Below are 18272 nucleotides of genomic sequence, written 5' to 3' on the forward strand. Positions count from 1 at the left end.
ATAGTAATACTATAAAAAAAGAACGCAAAGCGATTCTCCCTTTGCGTTCTTTTTTTATTATTTCTTAGCGTCCTTAGCGTGAAACCAATTAATGATATAAAAATCGTTTTATCTTATGCGTTGCTGTTTTTTGAAATGGATCAACATGCGCAATCACCATCTGAACCTGTGAGAATTTGTTGACACGAGAATTCACATAAACCTGCAATTCTTGTATCAGCTCATCAACGGTCTGATCTACATAATTTTCCACCTCTTTTTTCAAATGTTTATATTGTTGTTCAAGCTCTTCGTAGTTAAAGTGAACCATTGCCACCAACTTGCCTTTTTTCTCAACAACAATCGACTCAACAACATGCTTAAAGTTGTTAATTACTGATTCAATCTCTTCCGGGTAAATGTTTTCCCCACTTGCCCCAACAATCATATTCTTCAATCTACCTTCTATGTACAAGTAGTTATCCTTATCCATTTTGGCCAAATCACCCGTTTTAAACCAACCATCTTCGGTCAAAACCTCTTTGGTTTTCTCAGGCTCTTTGTAATATCCCATCATTACGTTATCTCCTTTGGCCCAAATTTCACCAATTTGAGTTACAGGATCTGGATTGTGAATTTTTAACTCAACCCCCATTAATGCAGGGCCTGTAGATTGATATTTGGTTTTCGAAGGACCAATTCCAGCCAACAAAGGAGCTGTTTCCGTTAATCCATAACCAATCGCATAAGGAAATTTGGCCTCACGCAAAAATCTTTCCACATTCGAATTCAATTTGGCTCCACCAATTCCAAAGAAAGTTAGTTCTCCACCAAAAGTTTGCATTAACTTCTTACCTGCTATCGCATTTAATCTCTTTCTGAAGAAAGGTACTTTATACAAAACTCTTGTAATGGCTTTCGAATTGATGGATGGAAGTACTTTCCCCTGGTAGATCTTCTCAATAATCAATGGAACTGAAAACATCACAGTAGGCTTAACCTCCTTAAATGCAGAAATTAGTAAAGATGGAACCGGAGTTTTTCCCAAATAGTAGATACATGCTCCAGCAATCATTGGAATTACATAGCCCAAAGTATTTTCGTAAGTATGCGATAAAGGAAGTATTGACAGAAATCGATCCGTTTCATCGATAGGATGAATGGTTTTAGATCGAACGGCATTTGAACAGATGTTCTTATGCGATAACATTACCCCTTTGGAGTTACCTGTTGTTCCCGAAGTATAAATAATAGCAGCCAAATCATTTTCTTCAACTGCATATTTCCTTTCAATTTGAAGATTAGCATCAAATTTAAAATCTGCTGCATCTTCCCCAATTAGAGAGTAATCCTCAATTGCAATTTTATATTGTAGATTTTCTGCTTCTATTTTTTCCAATTTTGGAAGTAGTCCTTTGGAAACCAATACGACTTTTGCTTCTGAGTGCTTAAGGATATTTTCAATTTCGCTAACACTAAAATCAGGTAACATAGGCACCACAACAGCTCCCATAAAAACCGTTGCATAATAGGCCATTCCCCAATTCGGCATGTTGGTACTTAACAGTGCCACTTTATCTCCTGGTTCAATTCCAAGTTTCTCGTAAAATGCCATTAATGATTTGATCGTAGCATCAATCTCCTTATAGGTAAAAGGTTTTTGTCCGACTAAAGCCATTGCATTACAATCTCCAAACTTTTGAACTGAATTTTCAAAGAGAGAAGGAAATGTAAATTTATTGTTATTTTCCATTTTTCTGGTCTTAAGGTTTGAGCAATTTCAAGCACTGTGCATAGGCTTTTTAAATGATTTGCTCCATTGCAAGTTATAAAAAATATCATTCGAGCTATCTTTTTTAGGCTTTTAGCATTTCAATGAATTAAATATTCTTTTGTTGTGTTTATCCAAATCAGCCTCTTAAAGACCTAATAATAGGGCAATAATATCATGAAAAAGATTTATTTTCTTACATAAATATTTTAATCTCACAAATCTTGAAATTATTCTTTTTTTAATACATTTATTGTTCTAATCAAGAAAAAATACTCTATGCTAATAGTAGAATGAATTATCCTTTTCTCCTATTAATGATTCTTTTTATTTGTTAGTCCCTAAACCCATTTAAACTATGAAACGTCGCCACTTTATATCACTATCAGCAATAGCCGCACCAATGCTAGCGGGACTTGGAATTTCTTCCTGCAAGCCCAGCACTTCGGATAAAGAAGTTTCAGAACACCCAAACTTTAACGATTTTAAGTTTAATGAAAAAAGTATCTCAGACATTCAGCAACTTATGGCTGAGGATAAACTAACTTGTGAAGAATTAGTTATAGAATATCTGGATAGAATTGAAAAAATTGATAAAAATGGCCCTGGTTTAAATTCGATTATCGATATCAATCCAGATGCTTTACCACTTGCCAGACAGCTTGATGAAGAAAGAAAACATGGTCATTTAAGAGGTGCTTTGCATGGAATTCCAATTCTGCTAAAAGATAATATCGACACAGCAGATAAGATGATGACAACTGCAGGTTCTTATGCTTTGGAAGGTAATTTTGCTTCAGAAGATGCTTTTATCGTAAAACAACTAAGGAAGTCCGGTGCTTTAATATTGGGTAAAACCAATTTAAGTGAATGGGCCAACTTTAGAAGTACGCGCTCATCAAGTGGATGGAGTGGCCGAGGACGACAAACTCACAATCCTTATGTCATCGATCGATCACCTTGTGGTTCAAGTTCCGGGTCGGGAGTTGCCGTTGCTGCAAATCTATGCGTTGCAGCCATAGGAACAGAAACCGATGGATCCGTAGTCTGTCCATCTGGACACAATGGCATAGTTGGCATCAAACCTACCTTGGGAATGGTAAGCAGAACCGGTATTATTCCTATTGCTCACTCGCAAGACACTGCCGGACCAATGGCTAAATCGGTACGTGACGCTGCTATCTTACTGGAAGTTATAAGCGGAGCTGATCAAAATGATGAAATTACACTAAATGATAAGAATGAGTCCATAAATTATAGTACAAACCTGCAAAAGGATGCCTTAAAAGGAAAACGCATCGGAATTGTTCGAGCGCTGATGGGATTCCATTCAGAAGTTGATAAAGTCATTGAACAAGCCATTGAAGATATTAAAGCGACAGGAGCTGAAGTAATCGATGTTGAACTGGAAAACCTCAACCAATATGGCAATGAGGAGTATGAAGTATTACTTTACGAATTTAAAAATGATTTAAACGAATACCTGAGTAAATGTAGATTCCCTATTGTGAAAAGTCTTGATGATATTATCAAATTTAATGAGCAATTTAAGGACCGTGAAATGCCTTGGTTTGGTCAGGAAATATTAGAGATGGCCAATCAAAAGGGCGATTTGAATGAAAAAGAATACTTGGAAGCATTAGCAAAGAGCAAAAAGTTATCGGGCGAATTAGGCATTGATTACACACTAAAAAAGTACAATGTAGATGCGCTAATTGCTCCAACCAATGGCCCTGCATGGAATATCGATCTTGTGAATGGAGACCACTACGGCGGAGGAAGCAGTCAACCTGCAGCGGTTTCAGGTTATCCAAACATTACTGTTCCTGCCGGATTTGTTCACAGTCTTCCAATTGGAATATCTTTTTTTGCAGAAGCCTTCTCCGAAGAAAAATTAATTCAACTGGCTTATTCCTATGAACAAAACACCATGCACAGAAGAGCTCCGGAATTTTATTCAACAATTATGCAATAGAGATTCTATTCACCAGGATGGATACAGGGAAACTCCAATTCAAAAGTGGTTCCCTGACCTTCCTGGCTTTCCACTTTAATCTTGCCTTTGTGAATCTGTACCAACTCTTGCACCACACTCAGACCAAGCCCCGTTCCTTGTTCTCCTCTCAATCCTGCCTTACTTTGTGAAAAGCTCTTCTCATTAAACAGCTTATTGATTAACGATTCGGACATTCCGATTCCTGAATCTTCTACTTTAATATGAATAGAGGAAGAATTTTGGAAGGCACTCAGGGATATTGTGCCATTGACTTCTGTATACTTCATTGCATTTGAAATCAGATTCATCAGTACAATCCTTACAATATTTGGATCAATAAAAACCTCCTCAACTTCATTTTCTATTTTCAAATCGATTTGATTTTTATTCAAATCCGTAATGTAGAACTCTTTTAGTTCACTGATAATTTCCTCAAACTTTACATCTTCCGGATGAAAATGAATTTTTCCAGACTGCGACATGGACCAATACAATAAACTCGTAAGCAACTTTAATCCTTCATTAGCCGCTTGGTTTATATATTTTGCATATTTTTTTGACTTCTCACAATCTTCCCGCTCTATCTCAGTAATAAGAAGATCACTGAACCCGATTAACGAATTAAATGGGTTTCTTAAATCATGTGAAATAACCGAAAACAATTTGTCTTTGGTTTGATTCATCTCCCCAAGTTTCCGATTCATTTTTTGATTGTATCTGTAACGCCAAACCATTACTGCTATAATCACAATCATTAGTAAAATGATAATCATCAGATTTTGTTCCGACAGCTTTTGGTTTTTTAACTCTTGTTCCGTAACCGTCAAATCGGACTGAACCTCAAAACTCCTCTCCATTTCGTTAATGATCTCAAACTGTTGAACGGTTAATACTGAATCATACAGAACATGAAACTTCTCGAAACTTAAAGTAGCCAACTCAAAATTTCCAAGTACTTTATAAAAATCAATGTAAACTTTTGAAACCTCAATAATTTGCTTGGTCACACCTAGCTTAAGGGCTGTATGCATTGCAAGTTGAAGATATTCTTCTCCCTCCTTTTGCTTTCCTTTCCGAGCGTTTACCAAAGCAATTCCCGTGTAGTTATCTACAAGCCCAAAATCATGATTTTGCTTTTTATTCAGCTCAATTGCATTTGTGTAATACTCCTTCGCTTTATCATACTCTTTGCGTTGATAATAAATATTGGCCATCCCATTCAAACAAAAAGCAGCATACCTGCCATTTTCTGCTTTAATGCCCATGCTATACGATTTTTGATAATAATTCATTGCCGAATCCAAATCACCTTTCATTGCATAGGTACGAGCAATTTCCCGATAAACCGATCCAATACCAACCTGATCTCCCAATTCATCCCACAAATCCGCCGCTTTTTTAAAATAGCTGAGAGCCAAATCAAACTCTTTTTTCTCCCGATATACCAGGCCAATGTTGACATATGAATAAGATTTCCCAGTCGGATGATTTAACTTTTCAAACATGGCCACCGAATATTCGGAATACCTCAAGGACAAAGGCACATTACCAGTCATAAGGTACAAATCCCCCAGGTTGTTGTAAGAATAAGCCAACTGTACCGAATCCTTTTGCTGCAAACTACACTTCAATGCATTCTGAAGATTAGAAATGGATGCTTTGGTTTGATATAGGTAATGCAATTGAATTACGCCCAGAAAGCCATAAATTTTCGGTAACTCATTTTGGATATTGTTTTTAATGGCCAAATCCAAAGCTCTTTTTCCCAGTACAAGTGCCGAATCAGAATTTACCTCTCTCAATCGCCAACAAGCATTCGTCAACCGTTGTATTTCTTCCGTAACTCCCTTTTCGGTGAACAACTGATCTACAGTTTTACCATCTGACTGACTGAAACAAATCAGGATGATTGAAAAGAACAATACGCACAAGACAATCAGTCGTTTACTCAGCATGGCATAACGATTAAGAATTCAATTTGAGTGGATCACAATAAATAATAATTTATACAAAAATAAAGCTTGAATCTATATTTTATTCAAGCTTTGATATATCCTACCCAATATTTACTAAAGGAAAAATTGGTATCCAATAATCAACAAAATAATAAATACTGCCATTAGTAAGGAATACTTACTGGCAAAGTTAAAAGTGTATCCTAACATCGGATCATATTTGGGAACAATTAATCGAGGGTCTTTTCGATTACAATAAAATGGCCCATACCAATTTCCAAGGTCCTTGTGCATTTCATCTAATATGTGTTGATCTAGTTTCGATTTCATAGGGGTTCAATCATATTGGTTTAATCAAAATTAATAATAATTGTACAATTGCCACCATAGAATTCACAAAAAAGTAATGGCAATAATACATTGCGAATCATTGCCATTTCTCTTAATAAATTTAGCTCTGTATGATTTATAGTGGATACTCTTTTATAATTACCTTTAGTTTATTTGAGCTATTTTAACGGGCATTGGAAGATCAAGCTGCTTATACACAGAAAACTTTCTAGTAAGACGGGGAAGCTGAGAACTTGTTCGAAGATCACCCCGCCGCACTTAAAGTTTTCAAGTATAAGTGGTTTGAGCTTACGCGCCCTAGATTTTTGCATCCTTTTCCATCGATGGGAAAAGGATGAGCCTTGCGGCTTGAGCATAACAAAGCTAATGTAAGGAATTATAAAATGATTCATTTTATTTGTAATTGGGTAAATTACCTATTGTGTTCCATATAGAACCATAAATTTCTAATCTTACCAGCTTTTTAACCTCACTCCTACATAAAATGTTCTTGGAGATCCAGGACCATAAACATAGTTACTATCGCGATTCTTTCCACTATCAAAATCATCCTGATATGCATCCGTTATATTTTTAATTCCCCCAAATAGCTCCAAACCTGAATCTACCTGATTCAACTTAAAGGCATATGAGAGCTTAAGATTCAATTCAGTAAACGAATCCGATTTTTTGTACTCATCAATGGATTGCTCCGGAGCACCTCCAAAATGAGCCAACAACATAGGCCCTGTATAAACACTACTAATGGTAGCATTGAATTTTGAAGATGGCGTAAACGACAAGCTCGCATATCCATACTTTTCAGGAGTTCTCAGAAACTCACGTTTGGCTTCCAAACCTTCAATGTTCTCTACCGCCTCATCGAACTTGCTTGACTGCAAGGTGAAACCCGCTTCAAACTGGGCTACTCTATTGTAATTTGCTCTTAACTCTAATGTAGCACCTTGTACTTTTGCACCCGATCCATTTCTCTTCTCAAATCTCTCGCCAAATTCATCCGCAGCCAATGGCTCCAAATAAAAAGCATCATCCAACTTGGTATAGAATCCTTCCAAAGTAAATCCTGCAATCCACTTTTCTGTTGCCTTATCGTAATTGATCGATCCACTCAAGGAATTCGATCTTTCTTCCTTTAAATCATCAGCCAATTTTATTCTTGAAATGCCTCCCCCAGCAAATGCAATATGCATATCCGAATCGAAAGCCTGAGGAGCTCTAAAGCCAGTACCCCATGTCAATCGAAACTGCGTATTGGTTTTGTACTTGTACAACAATGACAAACGCGGGCTCAAAATGGCATTATCCACCAAATTGTGCTTATCTACACGCAAACCAGCAAGGAAATTTAAATTTTTACGCACTTCCCAATCCGACTGGAAAAACCCACCAAAGTTTTTTGTGGTCTGATCTGTACCATAACTGTAGCGAGGAATCGAATCCAAAACATCATCATACACATACTCAGTTCCAACGGTCAATACATTTTTGCCCCCAAAGAAATCATTCAATCTATGGTTGATCTGAGTTCCAAACTGTAAAGTTGTATTCTCTGTATCTCCATAAGGAGGATTGCTCAAATGCAAATCAATCTCATCCTGATCATCAGGATATATACCTGTATAATGATCTCGTTCGGTATACTGACCTGCCGCATAGGCAATAAAGGAAGAATTGTCCTCATTAAAATTGATCTGATAATCCAAACCAGCCATTAATACATCATGCGTTCTTTCCTCTGATTGTTTCGCCAGATGAGCTGCTCTATCAACCATTTCGCCCCCATATCGATACTCATGCAAACTGGTAAAACTCAATTCCAACTTCTGATTCTCACCAGGCTTATAAAATAAATTGGCACCAAAGGAATTGTTCTTCAATTCAGGCAGTTCCGAATAATTATCACCATTGGCATCGAAAGCACTGCGCGTTCTGCGATTCACGTAAATGGATGCACCTGCATTTCGTTTCTGATTCAGCATACTAATGTTCCCATTCATAATCACATCCGATTCTTTTCCATCAATAAACTGAGTAGTCACACCAAAATCATAGCTTGGTTCACTTGGAATCTTGGTAATCACATTCACGGTTCCACCAATGGCACTAGAGCCATACAGGGCCGATCCTCCACCTCGAACTACCTCTATTCTTTCCACCATATTGGCAGGAATCTGCTCCATTCCATACAATCCTGTCAATGGACTAAAAATAGGACGACCATTAATCAAGATTTGTGAGTAGCCCCCACCCAGACCATTCATTCTAAGTTGTGTGTAATTACATGTTTGGCAATCGGTTTCTACTCGCAAACCTGGCTGAAAACGCAATCCTTCCGAAATATTGCAAGCCTGCACCTGATCCAGGGCCTTACTCTCCAAAACATTCACAATTACTGGCGACTCAGTCTTTCGCTTAAAGGTTTTCGTGCCGGTAACCACAACATCATCAAGAGCCATTACCTTCTCTTTCAAAACAAAGTTTACCTCTATGGTTTTACCTGCTTCCGCAACAATTTTCTTACTGGCATTCTCATAACCAATTGATTTGGCTACAAGGGTATGCTCCCCTACCGGCAAATTCACCAACAAATAGTGACCTGTATGATCGGTAGTTATTCCCAATGTTGTACCTTCCAAATAGATACTCACAAAAGGAATATGCTCACCACTTTGTTCCGACTTTACATCTCCAAAAACATTCGCATCCGTTTTCTGCGCTAAAAGAGTTTCACTAATCCCCAAAAAACAGAGGACTACAAATAAATGTCTTATCATTTTTATTATATTATTGTTTTATTTATTATTCATTTTTAATTATTAACTGTTCATTGTTAACTGATTACTGTTCACCGATCACCATAAAATACACCCCTCTGGCTATAGCATCTCCCCTTAAAAAGAGAGACATCTCTGATTTACTTCCTGCAAAATCACAACTCGAACATTGTTTAAAAACGAATTATTAATTGTTCATTGGGAATAGGATCTCCATGAAGATCGAAACTTGAATAAAAGATTTAAGCACGCTTAAATATTGATTCAAATATATTAAAAAACTCTTTTATTTAGACTAATTCCACTTTAGGTTTTATCCAAAACGAAGATGATCCCACAATTGGCACCTTGCTTCTTAATTGAAATTTACCTTTCTTTGCATCCTTTTTTAAAAATATAATTCTTACGAATTGTTAAACAGAAGTCATCTTATCAAGCGATACTTTAAAAAAATTTATGTGATAGTACGTGTTTGTACAAGTTGACTTGTCCTGTATACTATAGAATTAAAATTATTGAATTATGCGAGTAAAATTGATGTTTGTATGGCTAATGGTAATGGCCTTGGGTTTCGTTGTAAGTTGTAGCAAGGATGAGACAGGTCCTGAAGCAGAAATTAAATTAAATCCATCGAACTTTAATATCTCAGTGAAGGAACTTACTTACAATTCTGCTGAAATTCAATGGACAGCTTCGTTGATTTCTGACAAATCGAAAATTGTGTACGATGTTTACCTGAATGATGAGCTAAAAGCTAAAAATTTGGAGAATTTAAGCTATCGATTTGAAGAGTTGGAAGCTGTAACTACATACAATTTAGAGGTGATTGCAAAAAGCACCTATGACACTCAAGTTATAGTTTCTTATGACATAACTACAAAGGATACTCCCAGTCCAGGAGCAATAGCACTGAAAATGGATGAATTATCCACCGATCAAATAAAGGTTTCATGGGCCAACTCTGATCCAACTCAAACTTTGTCTTATGCGATCTATTTGGACGATGTACTAAAAGCCGAAAATTTAACGGTGTCGACTTTTACCTTTTCCGAGTTGGAAGGGAATAAGTTGTATCATATTAAGCTGGTTGGAAAAAATGAGTTTAATAAAACAGTTGAAAGTAAGCTGGATCTTACTACAAATGACTATGCAGATCCTAGTGATTTTACCCTTTCGGTAGAAAGTGTGACAGGTAATGGAGCAAAAATAGTTTGGGGATCTTCGGAATCTGAAAACTTAACTTACCGAGTTCTCTTGAATACTGTTGAACATGCTAAAGACCTTAAAGTTTTGGAATTTGAATTCAAATCTTTGACTTATAATACGCAATATATTGCAACAGTTGTGGCTACAAATGAGCATGGTAAAACCAAAAGTAAGCAAATTGAATTTACAACTTTGGAAGCTGGAGGTCCTGCAGATTTTAAGATTTTTGTTGATAACATTAGTCAGGAATCAGCTCTTATTCGTTGGGAAACCACAGGTGATAAAGCTGAAGTGATCGGTTACAAGGTATTTGTCAATGGATTCTTTAAGGGCGAAGCTTTTAGCGACAATCAGCTTTTGGTAGACCGATTGGAAGCCGGGAAAGTTTATAAGTTGAAGATAGAGGCGAGAAATGCCTACAATAAGACATTGGAAAAGACCACTGAATTCTCAACTCTTGAGCCGGCAAGCTTATCCGATTTTACAGTCAGTGCACAGGATGTAGAACAAACCTCGGCCCTTTTAACTTGGACCGAATGTGTGGCCAGTGATGGCAGTAAGGTGACTTATGATGTATATTATGAAAACGGATTGATTGCCAAAAGAGGATTGGAGGAAAGGCAGTACCAGGCCAGTGAACTCCGTGCTGGTAAAGAGTATACCTATAAGATTGAAGCCCGAAGTGAAAAGGTATTATTGCCACGTACTCATACAATATCATTTACGACCAAAGCATATGAAGTGCCTGGAGAGTTTGAATTAAAGGTTCAGGATATTACTACGTCGCAGGCAAAAGTGATCTGGACCAATTCAGAATTACCATCCGGAGGTGAAATTACTTACGAAGCTTATTTGAATGACATTGCTTACACCTACAACGCAAGTGGGAATGCATTTGTTTTTAAGAACTTGAAAGCCGAGACCAATTACACAGCCAGAATTGTGGCTAAATCTCAAAACAATACGACCAATGAGCAGACGATTGGTTTTACAACAAAAGCGGAAGCAATTCCAGAAGTACAACTTAGTGTTGCAAATGTGGGGATTCGATCCTTTGAATTAAACTGGATGCTCACAGAAAGTCCGTCTTACGACAGTTATGAACTTTTTCTGGATGGCAAGTCAATAAAGGCTGGGTATTTTCTTACCTATACGTTCAGCGATATGCAATCGAACACCAGCTATAAGTTGAAAGTTCTGGGAAAACGTGCAGGCAAAACCTATCAGAAAGAAATTGAAGTAAAAACTTTAGCCTATCCTGAAGCTCTGGATTTCGATATGGTGATTCATCCGAAGTCATACAATCAACTTGAAGTCGATTTAAATGATTTTCATGAGAAGAATAGAGATCGATTTGATGATTTCAGTGATATGACCTTCGAAGCCTATTTGAATGAGGTAAAAAAAGCTTGGGGAAAAGATGTCACATCTAAAATTGTAACCAATTTGGAGGAGCTAACACATTACAATTTTCAACTGATAATAAAATATGCCGATGGAACCATCGCCTTGGAAAAAAACACAGATTTTACTACTCCAGCCAATAAAGCTCCTGTTTGGACTAAAGATTTGAAAATAAAACAAACAGGTTTTAGTTTCTTAGAATTGGAGAATAATTTTGCCACTGATTCAGACGATTCTAATTTGGTTTATACCTACTACGTTAATGGAACTCCTCTTCAGATGAATATTAATTATGGTGGAAATACAAGAGGAACCGGGCAGATTGAGAGTGGTGTGAATACAAATGATAATTCAATTTTATTAACCCATTTGGAGTCGAATAAGGAATATAGCTTTTATATCGAAGCCAGGGATCCTCTAGGCAAAATAGGAAGAAGCAATACCATACAATTTAGAACATCTGTTGATGCCAAGGAGACTTTTGATATTATGGCAGCTATCGAAACAAATGTAAAACGGGTTGGTCCTCGTTGGGCAAAAATGGGGGAAGTTTCTTCAATGGAGGAAATCCGTATCAATTGGACTATTGATGGTGTTAAAATGGAGCGAGGACAGTACATCGATCCTTCAAAGATTGTTGAACTTGGTGGTGATCATTCTTTGGTTTTGGATTACAGCCCTTTCTTAAAAGAGAATCCGGATGCCAGTTTGAGTTTCACCGTTTTGATAAAATGGATTAAAAAGGAAGCTCTTGAGCAATCGGAATCAATTCAGATTGTGATACAAGAATAAAATATCTTGGTTTCTATATAATAAATCCCGGTCTTTAATTAGATCGGGATTTTTTTTATGATTAAGTATTTCCTTAGGTGAGTAAACAGAATCAATCACTTCTTTGAATCATCCTTGTAAGGTCTGTACAGCGGTTTGTGCTCTACATCCGGACCTTCGGAATCAAACATGATGGCAATACGAGACACCAATGCGGCTAATATCATATATCCTGCAATAATCTGCAAAGCAACCGTAATGTGACCCAATAAACTGGCAGGAGCAGCATTCATCGATCCAAAGCCCAAGGTAATCATGGTTACCACCGAAAACGAAACGGTATGTAGTGCTTTAATAATGGTATCACTGCTATTCATATTGGTAATGATTTCAGGATTGAACCAATAAATAAATCCAAAAACCAAAGCCAGGGTTGTGAAAATGTACAAGATTCTCCTTGTAGAGCGTCCGTAATCCGAAATCTTCCAAAACAGATGGATAAACATATTTTTATACAACCTATTCATGAAACTGCCAGTTTTAAACCACTCTTCCCACCTGTTTCTTCTGATGTTATAATTTAAGGTATCCATAAGCCCCGATCTTAATCGTGCCGAGCTCAATCCTACACTTGTAAAAAGTGTACGTTTGTCCACATCAATGGTATCAATCAAGGTTTCTCCATCAACAATTGCAAAGGAAAAGTTGGCACTTTCAATTTTCGCGTGATGCAGGTCAGTTCCCTCAATGTGTACATATTTTGCACTTGCACCTCTCAAATCGGTACCAATCATGCGACTTTTCAAAAATTCTGTACCATTAATGGTGGCACCTCGCATATCGGCAGTGGTAAAGTTTGCCTTTTTTGCAGATCCATTGCTAAACCAAGCCTTTCGAAAATCCGTATCGCGCAAATCGCAAGTATCAAAATTAACCAGCGAAAGAAAAGCATAACTAAAGTCAGCACAATGAAAATTTATATTACTCAAGTTCACCTTTTCAAAATTCCTGCTGCTAAAATTAACGCCCTGTAAATAGATTCTCTCGTAATCATTCTGCTCTCTCCATCGGTCCCAATCACCAAAATCCCCCTTATCACTACAAGCAATCAACAGTTTGTAGGCTTTCTCATCTACTTTAGCGTCAATTTTATCTTTTTTTGCTGCAAGCATTTCAGCTCCTTCCTTCTTTGACAGGTCGATATCAATGAAAAAATTCCTTGTACCAAAAGCATTGGGTATGCTATTGCTTTGAGGTTGCAACTCCTTCATTGTTTCCACCCACTCTTCATTAATCCGATATTTGTACTGAAATGTACCCGATCGTTTAAAGCTAATTTTCCGCTCATAAACTCCATCTCCCTTATAATGTAGCTTCAATGGAGCTTCCAACCAGTTGGTGAAATCGCCCGCTATTTCAACTTTTGATCCTTCAGGGGCTTCAAAAGCGAATAAGATGGTTGTAGATTTAAATAGATTCATGGTTTTGGGTTTTTGTGATTAGTTTATTGTCTATTGGGTTAATGTTCCTGCGCAGCCAAAACAAAGGGTGATTTTCATCCTGCTTTGTTTCGTACTACCAATGCCATTAAGTTAAAAGAATTTTATCTCTTCCAAAAGGCAATAACAATAACATTTATACAAGACTAAGGTTTTTAAGGCACTTCATTAAACAAATAAGGGTTTAAGTCAACACTCAAACCCTTATTGCCTCTATAAAATGTTCTCTGCTGTTTTTTTTAATCCGTTTGCAAACTTTATTATTTTACCTTTTCCACTTTAACCGTAAACTATTACTCACTACGCTTACACTGCTCATTGCCATTGCTGCCCCTGCAATCATGGGGTTAAGCAAGAAACCAGTTACAGGATATAAAACACCTGCTGCGATTGGAATACCTATTAAATTATAAATGAATGCCCAAAACAGGTTTTGTTTAATGGTAGCTACGGTCTGTTTTGACAATTTTATTGCCTGTGGTACTTTGCTAAGGTCTGATGACACAATGGTCATTCTCGCTACATCCATAGCAATATCACTTCCTTTCCCCATGGCAATACTTACGTCTGCTATTGCCAAAGCTGCACTGTCATTAATGCCGTCTCCAACCATCGCAACGGTTTTGCCCTGCTTTTGCAGTTCTTTTACAAAATCAGCTTTGTGTTGTGGCAATACGTCTGCTTTGTAATACTTGATACCTGTCTGCTCTGCAATTGCTTTAGCTGTTGCATCATTATCACCTGTAAGCATATACAGGTCAATTCCCATATTTTGCATTTCTTTGATTGCCTGTACTGATGATTCTTTGATTTTATCTGAAATAGAAACTGCACAAAGTGCCTGATGGCTGTTCGAAAACCAAATAACAGTTTTAGATAACTTGCTCCATTCATCGGCTTGCTGTAGCAATGGTTCGGGAATGCTGATATTATTTTCAACTAACAGTTTTTTATTCCCTACAAAATAGGTTTCGTTATTGTAGTTGGCCTTTACTCCCTTACCAGTAATGCTTTCGAACTTCGATATAGCTTTGTTACTTACTTCTGCAAAGTGTTTTACTACGGCTTCTGCCAATGGGTGTTCCGACTGTTTTTCGATACTTAATAAAATATCCTTGGCAGTATCATCATTATCCAACCATTGCATATCTGTAACTTGTGGTCTGCCCTCGGTAATCGTTCCTGTTTTGTCTAATACGATGGCATTTATTTTCTTGGCAAACTCTAAACTTTCTGCATCTTTAATCAAAATACCATTTTCAGCACCTTTCCCTACACCCACCATTATTGCCGTAGGAGTAGCCAATCCCAAAGCACAAGGACAAGCGATAACCAATACCGTTACAGCTGCCAATAATCCCTGTACTACACCATTATCTCCACCTAATAAAAACCACAAAATGAATGTGAATGTGGCAATACCTATAACAGTTGGCACAAAAATACCTGCAATCTTATCCACCAACTTTTGCACTGGGGCTTTGCTTCCTTGTGCGTCCTGAACCATTTTGATAATTTGAGCAAGCATGGTTTCTTTTCCAATCTTAACAGCTTTAAATTGGAAACTTCCCTTTTGATTTATCGTTCCTGCAAATACTTTTTCGTTTTCCTTTTTCAATACAGGTACAGGCTCACCACTCAACATACTTTCATCAACATAAGAAGTTCCCGAAGTAACCATCCCATCTACAGCAATTTTTTCACCTGGCTTTACAAGAATAACATCGCCTACCTTTACATTTTCAATAGCGATCTGTTTTTCAGCTCCTCCTGATTGCAGCACAACAACGGTTTTAGCTTGTAAGCCCATTAATTTCTTTATTGCAGAAGATGTGTTGCCCTTGGCTTTTTCTTCCAACAATTTACCTAACAGAATGAATGCGACAATAACCGCTGCTGCTTCAAAATATACGTGTGCTTCCAAGCCTCTTGCCTCCCAAAAATCCGAAAACAAAATGTTAAATACACTAAAAAGATAGGCAATGCCTGTACTCAACGCTACCAGCGTATCCATATTGGCAGAACCATGTTTGGCTTGTTTCCAAGCTCCCGAAAAGAACCCCCTGCCCAACCAAAGCACTACAGGTGTTGAAAATGCCCACATAATCAGCTTGGCATACGGCATATTCATAAAGAACATTCCTAAGATTACTACGGGCAAAGACATGATAACTGCCCAAATGGTTCTAGTCTTTAATTGTTTGAATTTCTTTTCGTGTATAGCTTCGAGTGTTTCCTGCTGTTTGGTTTCATCTTCAACCAATAAATCATAACCGACAGACTGCACCGCTTTTTGCAATTTGACTGCATCGGTAATATTGAGCAGATACTCAACGGTTAAATTGCCTGTTGCAAAGTTTACACTGGCACTTAACACACCCTCCTGGTGTTGCACAATGCTTTCGGCATTGCTTGCACACGATGCACAAGTCATTCCCAAAACAGGGAAATTCTGCGTAATTGTATTCTTGTCATTTATTGCCATATCTCGATTGTTTTCTGTTTACAATACAAAATTGGCCATAATATGATTGGTAATTATTGTAGAATTTTGGAAATGGTTTGTAAGATTTACTTATACTTCATCCAAAGGTTTTCTCCTACCCTTGCCAATCTGCTTAAAATGACTTGGGGAAAGTCCTGTTACTTTTTTGAATTGGTTGCTTAAATAGGCTACGCTGGAATAATTAAGACGAAAGGCAATTTCACTCAAAGACAATTCATCATAGACCAATAGTTCCTTCACCTTTTCTATTTTTTGGGCAATAAAGTATTTTTCAATAGTAGTGCCTTCTACCTCTGAAAATAAATTGGACAAATAACTATAATCATGGTGCAGCTTGCTACTTAATACATCTGAAAGCTTGGTTTTGGTATCATTCTCATGATGATGCACAAGATCAATAATGATGTTTTTTATCTTTTCGATAACACGACTTTTCTTGTCATCAATAACCTCAAAACCTAATGGAATTAAAACTTTATCTAAGTTGACTTTTTCTTCGGGTGAAAGTTCTTTTTCAAGTAATACTTCTCCTAACCCAACGTGCCTTACACTTATACCAAGTTTCTCCAATTCATTTCGAACCACCATAATACAGCGGTTGCAAACCATATTTTTAATGAAAAGTTTAGTCATATTTTACTCTGAATATTTCAATTTTGGTACGTTCACTCATTAACTTACAAAGAATGTTGAATATTGGGTTTAGCAAGTAATATAGGGTTTCAACTAAACGACACTTACTTATACATCCTTATCTCAAGAGAAAGATATAAATAGTATCACTGCGAAAACTACTTTTAATACAAATTTTATAATATTCAATTAATTTACTATTAGTTCTACTTCAGCCCATCAAATTTCGCTTTCATGGTTGGATTACCATAGGTCAACTTTTAATGGTCAAATCATCGACCTTGTTATTGGCAAAACGCAAATCTAACCACAGAGAACACGAAGACACACAGAGAAATAATTATTTCTCAGCTCTGTAATACTCTGTGACCTCTGTACTTAAAAAATTTCACCTCACAATCAGGATCATCCAAATATGCAGCTTCCCAATAATACCAAATGTAATATTTAATGAGCCATGTATTAAATGGTAGACAGTACGTTCTTACAATGTACCTGCAATCTTTAATACATTTTCTTGTGCAAAGTCCTTCACTATCTTTTAAGCGATTTTTCTTCGCTCTTAACAAATGGATTGATAAAGGGTTTTCCATTCATTACATTAATTGCATTAAAGATTGACACCAAAGCACCAATAAGTAATCCTATCATAAAGGGAGTCAACTGATTCACTTTCCAATAAACCCACAAGCCTCCCAAACTGATTCCCAAAATACACACCTGCATACTAAGAACAGCATGAAAATGATGTATCATATCTTTTGTTTTATTTTTTCTCTGACGCCAAAGAATCAAGCTTGGAAAGAAAAGAGGCAACAATCCACTTAAATGCAAAAAACCAAGCCAAGTGTTGTGATTCACTTCCTGATCCTTCTTTTCATCATTCGTCTCCTCTACAAATAAGCTGAAATCAACATCTAATGCCTTTGCAATCATTTGAAGTGTATAAGCCGTGGGTCAACCTCTCCATTCTCAATCCGCTGTATGGTTCTTGCACTAAGCTCAGTCCTCTCAGCCAAGTCTTCCTGAGTTAAGCCTTTTTTTACCCTTAGTTCTTTGATAAGTTTTCCTGTTTCCATTTTCATTTCGTTTTTGATTTTGAGTCAAATGTCTGACTGATTAGGGTAACTTTCCAACTACAAAACCACGACACTTACACGACATTCAAAATCAACCCACACATTATCAGCGTTTTGAGAAAATGGAAAAATCAACTAGTATTTAATATTATTACTTATTCTTTTCATTCCCAAATTATAGTATTGCTTTAGATAGTATTATCAAATACTGCTCTTGTCGGAGTAAACGGATTGGTATATGAAACGTTTGGCATTTCAAAGCGATTTCCTATCAAACCGTTGCAATGATTATTAAATGTACTACCCTTAAAATTAGCACTTTCCGCCAAATGTTTTATATACCGTGTG

At 36.9% G+C, this 18272-nt stretch carries 11 protein-coding genes; 2 read left to right on the top strand and 9 right to left on the bottom strand.

Going from position 1 to position 18272, the window contains the following annotated elements; translation table 11 throughout:
• Positions 1-88: 88 nt before the first annotated feature.
• The gene (locus tag JCM15579_RS17825) at positions 89-1732 is read right to left on the bottom strand and encodes an AMP-binding protein (protein ID WP_054722309.1); all 1644 of its coding nucleotides are present in this window, start codon (positions 1730-1732) and stop codon (positions 89-91) included.
• Between the two features lie 376 nt (positions 1733-2108).
• Here JCM15579_RS17825 and JCM15579_RS17830 point away from each other — a divergent pair, with 376 nt between their 5' ends.
• The gene (locus tag JCM15579_RS17830; RefSeq protein ID WP_054722311.1) at positions 2109-3725 is read left to right on the top strand and encodes an amidase; all 1617 of its coding nucleotides are present in this window, start codon (positions 2109-2111) and stop codon (positions 3723-3725) included.
• A gap of 5 nt (positions 3726-3730) precedes the next feature.
• On the opposite strand, the gene JCM15579_RS17835 is transcribed toward JCM15579_RS17830, so the two are convergent.
• From JCM15579_RS17835 to JCM15579_RS17845, 3 genes are all read right to left on the bottom strand, one after another.
• On the bottom strand, positions 3731-5701 hold the full coding sequence (locus JCM15579_RS17835) for an ATP-binding protein (RefSeq protein WP_083464753.1): 1971 nt from the start codon (positions 5699-5701) through the stop codon (positions 3731-3733).
• A gap of 114 nt (positions 5702-5815) precedes the next feature.
• Positions 5816-6031: a hypothetical protein gene (locus JCM15579_RS17840; RefSeq protein WP_054722314.1), complete on the bottom strand. Its 216-nt coding sequence runs from the start codon at positions 6029-6031 to the stop codon at positions 5816-5818.
• A 473-nt stretch (positions 6032-6504) separates the two neighbouring features.
• The gene (locus JCM15579_RS17845) at positions 6505-8826 is read right to left on the bottom strand and encodes a TonB-dependent receptor (protein ID WP_054722316.1); all 2322 of its coding nucleotides are present in this window, start codon (positions 8824-8826) and stop codon (positions 6505-6507) included.
• Positions 8827-9348: 522 nt separating this feature from the next.
• On the opposite strand from JCM15579_RS17845, the gene JCM15579_RS17850 reads away from it, so the two are divergent.
• Positions 9349-12228 (top strand): fibronectin type III domain-containing protein, encoded by a 2880-nt coding sequence (locus JCM15579_RS17850; RefSeq protein ID WP_054722318.1) that lies wholly within the window; start codon positions 9349-9351, stop codon positions 12226-12228.
• A gap of 95 nt (positions 12229-12323) precedes the next feature.
• Here the strand turns inward: JCM15579_RS17850 and JCM15579_RS17855 are convergent, their stop codons facing one another.
• From JCM15579_RS17855 to JCM15579_RS22385, 5 genes are all read right to left on the bottom strand, one after another.
• Positions 12324-13688 carry a pentapeptide repeat-containing protein gene (locus JCM15579_RS17855; RefSeq protein ID WP_054722320.1) on the bottom strand — a complete coding sequence of 455 codons (1365 nt, stop codon included), beginning with the start codon at positions 13686-13688 and terminating at the stop codon, positions 12324-12326.
• 283 nt (positions 13689-13971) lie between these two features.
• A complete protein-coding gene (locus tag JCM15579_RS17860) occupies positions 13972-16191 on the bottom strand; it encodes a heavy metal translocating P-type ATPase (protein WP_054722322.1) in 2220 nt (739 codons plus the stop codon).
• Between the two features lie 90 nt (positions 16192-16281).
• Positions 16282-16845, bottom strand: a complete 564-nt coding sequence (locus JCM15579_RS17865; protein ID WP_054722324.1) for a helix-turn-helix domain-containing protein — start codon at positions 16843-16845, stop codon at positions 16282-16284.
• Positions 16846-17379: 534 nt separating this feature from the next.
• Positions 17380-17781: a magnetosome magnetite crystal formation protein family gene (locus JCM15579_RS17870; RefSeq protein ID WP_054722326.1), complete on the bottom strand. Its 402-nt coding sequence runs from the start codon at positions 17779-17781 to the stop codon at positions 17380-17382.
• Positions 17778-17930 (bottom strand): helix-turn-helix transcriptional regulator, encoded by a 153-nt coding sequence (locus JCM15579_RS22385; RefSeq protein ID WP_083464754.1) that lies wholly within the window; start codon positions 17928-17930, stop codon positions 17778-17780. The genes JCM15579_RS17870 and JCM15579_RS22385 overlap by 4 nt, the downstream gene beginning before the upstream one ends.
• Between the last annotated feature and the right edge of the window lie 342 nt (positions 17931-18272).

The organism is Marinifilum fragile JCM 15579, from assembly GCF_001310955.1.
Classification (GTDB): domain Bacteria; phylum Bacteroidota; class Bacteroidia; order Bacteroidales; family Marinifilaceae; genus Marinifilum; species Marinifilum fragile.